The sequence below is a fragment of the Natrialba sp. SSL1 genome (assembly GCF_001861355.1).
Classification (GTDB): Archaea; Halobacteriota; Halobacteria; order Halobacteriales; family Natrialbaceae; genus Natrialba.
In genome coordinates this window covers 129,915-138,183 of the sequence record NZ_MASN01000017.1, presented here as the reverse complement: position 1 = coordinate 138,183, position 8,269 = coordinate 129,915, and the positions used below count along the sequence as shown (strand labels likewise).

Annotated in this window: 8 protein-coding genes; 3 read left to right on the top strand and 5 right to left on the bottom strand. The window is 60.3% G+C overall.

All coding sequences use genetic code 11. From position 1 onward, the window contains the following. Positions 1-1,168, bottom strand: a 1,168-nt coding sequence (locus BBD46_RS04210; protein ID WP_171908151.1) for a S8 family serine peptidase, incomplete at its 3' end; no start/stop codon positions are given. 530 nt (positions 1,169-1,698) lie between these two features. Between BBD46_RS04210 and BBD46_RS04205 the strand changes: the two genes are divergently transcribed. Further along, a complete protein-coding gene (locus BBD46_RS04205) occupies positions 1,699-2,370 on the top strand; it encodes an HD domain-containing protein (RefSeq protein WP_071400502.1) in 672 nt (223 codons plus the stop codon). A 231-nt stretch (positions 2,371-2,601) separates the two neighbouring features. Here the strand turns inward: BBD46_RS04205 and BBD46_RS04200 are convergent, their stop codons facing one another. After that, positions 2,602-3,282 carry a LysE family translocator gene (locus BBD46_RS04200; RefSeq protein WP_071400501.1) on the bottom strand — a complete coding sequence of 227 codons (681 nt, stop codon included), beginning with the start codon at positions 3,280-3,282 and terminating at the stop codon, positions 2,602-2,604. Positions 3,283-3,443: 161 nt separating this feature from the next. On the opposite strand from BBD46_RS04200, the gene BBD46_RS04195 reads away from it, so the two are divergent. After that, positions 3,444-5,606, top strand: coding sequence for an AAA family ATPase (locus BBD46_RS04195; RefSeq protein WP_071400500.1), 2,163 nt, complete (start codon positions 3,444-3,446; stop codon positions 5,604-5,606). Beyond that, positions 5,603-6,958, top strand: a complete 1,356-nt coding sequence (locus tag BBD46_RS04190) for a hypothetical protein (protein WP_071400499.1) — start codon at positions 5,603-5,605, stop codon at positions 6,956-6,958. Before BBD46_RS04195 ends, BBD46_RS04190 begins: the two co-directional genes overlap by 4 nt. A gap of 45 nt (positions 6,959-7,003) precedes the next feature. Here BBD46_RS04190 and BBD46_RS04185 read toward each other — a convergent pair whose 3' ends face one another. From BBD46_RS04185 to BBD46_RS04175, 3 genes are all read right to left on the bottom strand, one after another. Next, on the bottom strand, positions 7,004-7,288 hold the full coding sequence (locus tag BBD46_RS04185; protein ID WP_071400498.1) for a type II toxin-antitoxin system RelE family toxin: 285 nt from the start codon (positions 7,286-7,288) through the stop codon (positions 7,004-7,006). A gap of 2 nt (positions 7,289-7,290) precedes the next feature. Beyond that, on the bottom strand, positions 7,291-7,566 hold the full coding sequence (locus tag BBD46_RS04180) for a ribbon-helix-helix domain-containing protein (RefSeq protein WP_006169081.1): 276 nt from the start codon (positions 7,564-7,566) through the stop codon (positions 7,291-7,293). Positions 7,567-7,887: 321 nt separating this feature from the next. After that, on the bottom strand, positions 7,888-8,163 hold the full coding sequence (locus tag BBD46_RS04175; protein WP_071400497.1) for a hypothetical protein: 276 nt from the start codon (positions 8,161-8,163) through the stop codon (positions 7,888-7,890). Between the last annotated feature and the right edge of the window lie 106 nt (positions 8,164-8,269).

Below are 8,269 nucleotides of genomic sequence, written 5' to 3'. Positions count from 1 at the left end.
CGGGGTTGTCCCAGTTGTCGGCGGCGATGGTGTTGCCGCTGGAGAAGTCGGTGATCTCACCGGCTTCGTTCGAGGCACCGATGCTGAACGAGTCGTAGGTGTTCGCCGGTGAGCCGACACAGCCCTCGCCGGAGTTACCCGAGGAGGTGACTGCGACGACGTCCATGTCGTTAGCGTTCTGGATTGCGGGAATCCAGGCATCTTCGTACACTGGACCGGTGAGGCCACAGCCAGCACCGAAGCTCATGCTCACAACGTCAGAGTCCATCTCTTCGACGACGTACTCGAAGCCGGCGATGGTGTCTGAGTCTGCGCCCGAGCCGTCCGGCAGCACGAGGCCGTGCTGCAGGTCGACGTTCGGCGCGACGCCGTAGGCTGGCGTGTCGTCGTCAGCCGGTGCGGCAGCGCCGACCGTGCCGCCGACGTGCGTGCCGTGGTAGTGCGTGTCGTGCGGTTCCGAGCCCTCGACTGGGTCACCGTCCGGACCGATTTCAACCCAGCCGCCTGGGTAGGTTGGATCGTCCGCATCCTCGGTGTAGAGGTCCAGATCCTGGTGATCGACGTCGAAACCAGTGTCGAGCACTGCGACCTTCACGTCCTCACCCTGGGTGTTGAAGTCAGCCCAGGTCTCGGAGGCGTTGACCTGATCGAGGCCGTACGTGTAGTCGTCTTCGTCGGATTCAAGAGCAGACTCGACGGACGGCTCCGGTTCTGGCACTTCGTAGTCGGGTCGGAGCTCGACCGACTGGACTCCCTCGATCGAGGCGAGTTCGGCCGTGTCGACTTCCGACGCGTCGACTTCGGCGCGAACGGCGTTCGTGATCCAGTAGTCGTTGATCACCTCGACGTGCGCCATCATGTCGAGCGAGTCCGTGACGGACGCTTGCGACGTCTCGGCGTGCTCTTGGAGTTGTGCGATCGCACGGTCACGATCGGTACTCAGGTCACCCTCGTACTGGTCGAGGACGACATACACTTGCTCGGTTCCGGTCGCCTCCTCGAGTTCGGGATCGATCGTTGCTGGGGTATCATCGTCGACTGCTTGCGTGTCGATTCCGTCTGTGGCGGCCGCACTGCCTGCCAGGCCGGTGCCCGCGATCGCAACGAGCGAGAGCACCATGAGTGCCGTAAGCAGGATGGCCGTCCATTGTTCGCGTGTGTCTGTCATTAGTGAGTTGTCTTTGATTGCGTTTATTTCACCACGCACACAGCGTGTGTAGCACCATTCCACCGATTCACATACGGTATCTAGTATTTCACATCTCGTGAATACATAAGAATCCGATAACGAACTCAGTAATATAATTATTGGATATTTCTAGTTACTATTTTGTATGGAATGATCAATCGTCGTGACTGTTGTCACTGTGGACGGCGAAAACGAGCCGCGGCTCCGCGTCCGTCCGTACGGATCGCTGTCGCGTGTCTCGGTGATCGGTCCGACGGGGCAGCGGTCACCGGTACAGAACGGCAATTGACCGACTCAGTTCGGGACGGATGACGCGGAGATGAGAGGGGAACCCACCGAAGACGAGACAGGGTCGGGGTGTCGAAATCGGACACGAGTACAGGAGACAGACACTGGTCGGTCACACACTCGTCTGCGAATGTGTCTCTCTCCCGAACCAAAGGCTAAAGAGCGAAACGACCGAACATTCTGTCAATGACTATCGTTCGTCTCTTGCGGAGGGATCTCTCGTGGGCGTCGAAATAAAAGAACGCAGGGTTACCGACGCGGAGTTCGAGGAGATGAAGCAGTTCGTCTTCGAGTACCTCGCAGCCAGCGTCGAGAAAGAAGAGGAAGGCGGTCGGATGCGCTGGTACCCGTGGCACTCCGCGGAGTACCGGCACAACCACATCCTCAACGTGGTCGAACTCGCGACCGAGATCGCCCAGAAGGAGGGTGCGGACATCGACGTCACCCGCGTCGCCGCCCTCTTTCACGACGTGGCGAAACTCGAGACCGACCAGGAACTCCACGCCGAAGCCGGTGCCCGCGTCGCCCGTGAGTACTTAGAATCGCGCGGTGAGTACCCCGAATCGTTCATCCAGCAGGTGTGTCGCGCCGTCGAACAACACTCCTATCAGGGCGACCTGAGCGACGTGGCACTCGAGACGCAGTGTCTGATCGAGGCTGATCTGCTCGATAAGGTCGGCGCGAACGGCACGGCCCTGATGTTGCTGCGGATGGGCTACGAAGCCCGAACGCACATGGACTCGGACGAGATGGTCGAACGGGTCCTGGAGCGCGGCTACAATGCGGCGTCGCGCGTCGAGAGCGAGGCCGCCGAAGGCATCGCCCACCAGCGGCTGAAGCGCGTGAAGTGGTTCAGCGAGTGGCTCGAAGACGAAATCGCCGGGATGGGGTAGTTAGCGAAACCGTTCGCAACTCCGTCAGTACTGTTCTCGCTGTGGGTACCAACACCTGTGTGTCGACCGGCTCTGGCCGGGACTAGCTACGGTTACGACTACTACTGCTAGGGTCGCTACGGCCTGCTGTCGACTACGCGGTCAGTACACAGCACTCACGAAGCAATTACGCAACGGCACAGTCCCCCATGATGACCTGGCCCGAAGTGGGTCACGCAGTGGCGGCGACGGTCACAGGAAACTCATTGCACCGATACCGAGAAAGAGCGCCCCGAAGCCCGCCAGCACGACCGCGCTGAGCGCTGCGATCGTCGGCGCGAGGGCGTCGACGCGGCGACCCGCCGCGACCAGTCCGGCGGGGTAGGCGACGATCCAGACCGCGATGCCGCCGAAGAAGCCGAGCAGGAGTGCGGGCGAGCCGGTCTGGACGACGAGCGTTCCCGCGAGGATGGTGTCGATCCCGGGGACGTGGGCGAAGATATCGAGGCTGCCGGGCTGGAGGAGGCCGACGCCGACGGTGAGCCAGAAGCCGAGCTGGTAGGGGTTGGTCAGCGAGAGGACGAACGTCTTCCGGAAGCCCTTCGCGGTAGCGGTGCCGCCGTCGGTGAACGAGGTGGCGGCCCTCGCTTCCTCGATCGCGCCGACGGCGAAGTAGCACATGAGGACACCACCGACGAGGTAGAGGGCGGGTCTGATGGCGGGGTACTGGTCGATCACGGTGACGACGCCGGCGAGCACGAGGACGAAGAAGAGCACGTCGGCGAGCATGGCTCCGAGGCCGGCCCAGAAGCCGGCGGCCCAGCCGCGGACGACGCTCTCCTCGGCGATGATGGCGTTCATCGGCCCCGGCGGGGCTGCGAGGGCGACGCCGAAGACGACGCCCGCCAGGAGCGTTCCTGCGAGAGTGAGCACGTGTAGTCGAGTTCTAGTGGGGGTGGAACTGTGAAAAGGTCAGCGACCTCGGTACGGACGCCGGTACTGTTGGCTCAACCAGATGAGATGGGTACAAATTCAATGGGAAACATAGCCGCATCTAAAAAGATTCTTCTCAAGTGTCTGTAAACAGCGTGTCAATGGCGAACTACTGGCTTCTTCGGGCGGGAGAACGTGGGCGGCTCTGGGCGGAGTGGGCTGAGCGCTCGCCACCGGTCGTCACGATCGGGTGGGACATCGGTGGCCCGTCGGAAGTCGATTTCAGCGACAAATCAGCGGTGAAGCGACGAGTTTCTCGGGCATACGAAAGCGACGAGGGGGTGACGGCCGGCCAACTCCGATACTTCGTCGGTGGCCGGACGACGCACATGAGCGCGGGTGATTTCGTCGTTATTCTTGGCGACGCATCTGTCGAGGCCGTTGCACAGGTTGGTGAACTCGAGTACAGTCCGACGGGACTCTCGAGTGCATCGTCGCACACCTACCAGCGGCCGATCGAATTCGTCGTGAAAAGTGCGAGTACCGGTGGCGTCGCACTCCGATCGCTTCCGAAACGGTTTGGACGCGATGCCGATGGTCACGGAGAAGCGAGTCTGTACGATCTCACCCAGACGATACAGGAGTACCACGTGAGTCGTGACGAGTTTACAGCTCTGCTCGATTGTCTGAGCGGTCGGGACGATGTCATCGTCGCACGGGACCCGGAGGAACTGTTCGGATCGTCGTCCGAACGGGAGTTCTACGTCGCACTCTCCGAACCGGTGAACTTCCTGACAGCCTACCGGCGGAACGTCTGGGGGGTTCGAAACACGGACAACTTGCGCGGAACGTGGGCTGATCTCGAGGAAGACGACATAATCTTCTTCCGCTCACACGGCAAGGACGAGGAGGACAAAGACTGGGGGCTCATTGGCTACGGTGTCGTCGGCGACTACAAAGCGACGAAATCGGAGTACTGGTGGCGTGACGAACACGTCAACGAGGAAGTGGTCTACGAACACGTTTTCGGATTCAAGGAGACGTTCTGTCTGGGTGATCAGCACGTTATCCAGAACCGACCGGAGCACCGCAAGTCAGCGGAACAGCTCTCCATCGAGTGCGAGGCGATTCTGCAGCATATGCTCCCCGTCGAAGACGCCGCCGACCATCTCGGCTGGGTGTCGTTCAACGACATCAATATGTGGGGGCCAAGCCAGTCGAACGGTCGAAAACTCCTCGAGAAGCTACACACCCACGACCGCGAGCGAGAGCGTACACTCGTCGAATCATCGCCAACGATCGATCTCTCGACGGAGGACGTTCTCGCTGATCTGCACTTCCCGGACGAACTCGCGAGTTCGATCGTCGAAGATGTCACTGCCGCACTCGACGCCGGGAAGCACGTCATCTTCACGGGGCCACCGGGAACCGGGAAAACGGAAATCGCGCAGAACGTCGGACAGGCACTCGTAGATACGCACGACGAAATCACCGGCTCCAAAATATCCACGGCGACAGCCGACTGGTCGACCTTCGACACCGTCGGCGGACACATGCCGTCGTCGACTGGCTCGGGTGAACTCGAGTTCAGACCGGGGCTGGTGCTTCGCCGGTTCAAGCGAAACGACGAACAGCGAAACGAGGTGCTGGTCATCGATGAGATCAACCGCGCCGACATCGACAAGGCGTTCGGACAGCTGTTTACGGTCTTCTCGGGGCAGGAAGTACAGCTTCCGTTCGAGCAGGACGACCGAGAGGTTCGCGTGTTGCCTGCCGAGCAGTACACCGGCGAACTGACGTCGAACGAGTACGTGATGCCGCGTTCGTGGCGACTGCTGGCCACGATGAACACCTACGACAAAACCTCGCTCTACGAGATGAGCTACGCGTTCATGCGTCGGTTCGCCTTCATCCGTATTCCGGTTCCGGAGCTTCCTGAAGGCGAGTCTGGTGACGCAATCGACGAACTCGAACGGCTCATACACGCGTACGTCGAGACGTGGGGGCTCGAGTGGGACCGAAGAGAGGCGATGGCAGTTGCCCGAGTCTGGCGGACGACGAACACGACGATCGACGACCGGTCGATTGGCCCGGCAATCGTCAAAGACCTCTACCAGCACGTGAGTCGACACGCGAACGACTCGGTCTCGGCGGCGCTGACGCAGGCAGTCATCAGCTACGTCTTCCCGCAACTCGAGGGCGTGCCGAAACGCGAACAGATCGTTCGGCAACTCGCGACGGTCGATGAGATCGACGAGCGTCTGCTCGAGACTGCTGCGCGAGATATGCTTCAGGTGACACTCACTGAGTCCGAGCCGGTATGAACAGGGACGAACTCCTCGACGAACTGTCGGAGGATATCCTCACGTACGTGATGCAGGGGGCGTTTCCCGAGCGCGAACTCGCGCAGACGATCTCGCCCTCGCAGTTGGACGAGCGATTCGAGGATTACGAACTACTGCTTGACCTGCACTTCATCCTGAAATCGGACGTCGTCGAATTCGTCCGAGAACTCCCCAGACGACTCCGCAGTATCCGCACGGAGACGAGCACTGTGTCACAAACACATCGGGGGACCGTGAACGGGCACGTCAACTGGGGACGGACGATCAAGAAGCGCCACACCCAGAATCCCCGCGACGGCTCGCTATTCGTCTGTGATAACCGCTCTGAGAACTACGACATTCCCGAGAACCTCGTCCTCAAGAAGCTGCTCGCGGTGATTTACCGCACGCTTCGAAAGGCGGACCCGCTTCTCAAGGAGAACTACACCTGGGTTCAGGAGACCTGGGGCGACAACGAGCAGTTGATCGACGACCTGCAGCGGGTCGTCGAGCGCAATGTCCACGTTCGCCGGATTCGGGACCCAAAAGCGTACGAGCCTACCGAGCGCATGCTCACGACTGCGGCACAGTCGCGCCAGGAGATTTACCGCGAGGCGGCCTCGCTGCTTCGGAGTCGGACCAACATCTTCCAGGGCGATACCGAGGAGATCCGGTCACTGCTCGACGAGACTGCGATCACACCTGACGACGAGCACGCGCTGTTCGAACTCTACGTGCTCTTTCAATTCGTCGCGACGCTGGAGCAGCTCCGAAACGAGCAAGCGCAGTTCAAAACGATCGCCTCCGATCGACAGGAAGTTGCTCGCATCGACGGGTCGAAAGAGTTCGTCCTCTACCACGACAACTCGGCACGCGACCGCAACCTCTCGTTCATCTCCGAACCGGATGCAGACCGTGAGGAACTCGGGCGCTCGGATACGGTCCAGCGGGTCGCACAGGATGTTGCGGGAGACTACCTCGGCAAGGAGTTCGAGAACCACACCGGACGGCCTGACGTAATCGTCCTCGAGATCATCTCCGAGGAGACGAACGAACACGAGTATCTCATCACCGAGGTCAAAAACAGCACGAACACCGATACGATTCGTCGCGGGATCAAGGAGACACTCGAGTACCTCGCCTTCCTACGGGTTGACGACGAGTTCGTGTTCGGAACTGACGACGACGGGTCGTATTTCGGGACTGGGTGGAACGGCCTGCTCGTCGTGCAGGATCTGGACGCACAGACGCAGTCGCTCGCTGCGCAGTCCGGATCCGACAATGAGATCAAAATTCTACAGGCGTCCGAACTCGAGACGGAACTGGCGTCGGTTCTGGAGCAGATTCTCTGAGTAGGAATTAGAATTCGGGCTCCGAAAATCGTTCTACGACTAGCCTCAGTCGTCACCGGGTTTGTACGCACCGCTCCGTCGTTCGATGGTGTAGATATCCAGCAACTTCTCGGTGTGATTGCACTCTACCCCGAGCCGAAATTGACCGATCCGAAGTTTCGAATGTGGGACGCCGGTCAGTGGCTCGAGATAATCGTCGGGGTCACGCCACTGATCCGTTACGATTTCGTCGAGTTTGTCTACAATACGGTCCTGTGCATGCGTTTCGAGATCGTCGTACGTTCGTTTCGCGGGTCTCTGAAATTGCCACTGCCAGCCCTCGCCACTCATTCCTACTCCTCGTCACCACGAATCTCGTCTCGGCTAAACGTCTCGCTATCGCCCGTTCGCCGTGCGTGTTCGACGGCTGCAATCTCCTTCCAGCTCTGTCGTGTTAGTTCCGGGTGTCGGACCGCATCCCGAAGTGCGTCGCGAATGAATTCGCTTCGGCTGTTGTATCCCTCATCCGTCCACGTGGCGTCGATATCTTCGAGAAATGTCTCGGTGAGACGGATGTTAATGTTCGTCTTGTCTGGGTCTTCCCCGTTGTTTGTATCTGTACTCGACATACGAACGTGTTACACCCGCGTCTGTATAAGCGTTGGTGCACTAACCTTAGCGTCCGAATCTCCACGACAGCCTCTGGTTGAGGGCAGCCGATTCCGCTCGGGATTTTGCAGCCTCACTCGCGTCCCGTTTTCGGACCGGACTCCCACCGTCGATACAGTGTCGACGGAGTAGGGTGGGCGTGGTGGTGGTAAGTGGTGATGCGAAGGCGGTCCCGTTGTGGTGGTTCCGCGGGACAGGAGACTGTCGCCACACCCGAGAGTCCGGCTGACCGACGGGACTCGAGTACCTCTGCGGTGTTGGTCTCGCAGAGGGTGGACTCGTTAGTCCCGTTGGTCGTGTTGGTTGTGTGGGTCCTGTTGATCGTGCTGGCCTCGTCTGTTTCGCCGGTCCTGTCGGTTACGTCGCTCCCGCCGTTTGCGAGAGAGCAGTCCGGGCGCGACGCGACAGCCGCAGGGGCCGGCGATGGCGTCGGTGGGGCCGATAGCACTGACGGTTGTAACTGGTCGCCGACAGCGCGGGCAGGGGGTGAGCGTTTCGGGTGGATCGACATCACTGTCGCTGGTGGTGGCATCGTCCTCGTCCGGTTGCTCACTCATTGGTCTCACCCGCGAACACGCCGGACACGTCGAACTGGACAATCGGCACTGTCTGCGCTAGTGACGCAGTATGGCGATTCCGTTGTCGTGCGGGACGTTTATATCC

Excerpts from the sequence above, each read along its gene's own strand:
- BBD46_RS04195 (WP_071400500.1), top strand. The coding sequence starts at position 3,444 with ATGGCGAACTACTGGCTTCTTCGGGCGGGAGAACGTGGGCGGCTCTGG.
- BBD46_RS04190 (WP_071400499.1), top strand. The coding sequence starts at position 5,603 with ATGAACAGGGACGAACTCCTCGACGAACTGTCGGAGGATATCCTCACG.
- BBD46_RS04185 (WP_071400498.1), bottom strand. The coding sequence starts at position 7,288 with ATGAGTGGCGAGGGCTGGCAGTGGCAATTTCAGAGACCCGCGAAACGA.
- BBD46_RS04180 (WP_006169081.1), bottom strand. The coding sequence starts at position 7,566 with ATGTCGAGTACAGATACAAACAACGGGGAAGACCCAGACAAGACGAAC.
- BBD46_RS04175 (WP_071400497.1), bottom strand. The coding sequence starts at position 8,163 with ATGAGTGAGCAACCGGACGAGGACGATGCCACCACCAGCGACAGTGAT.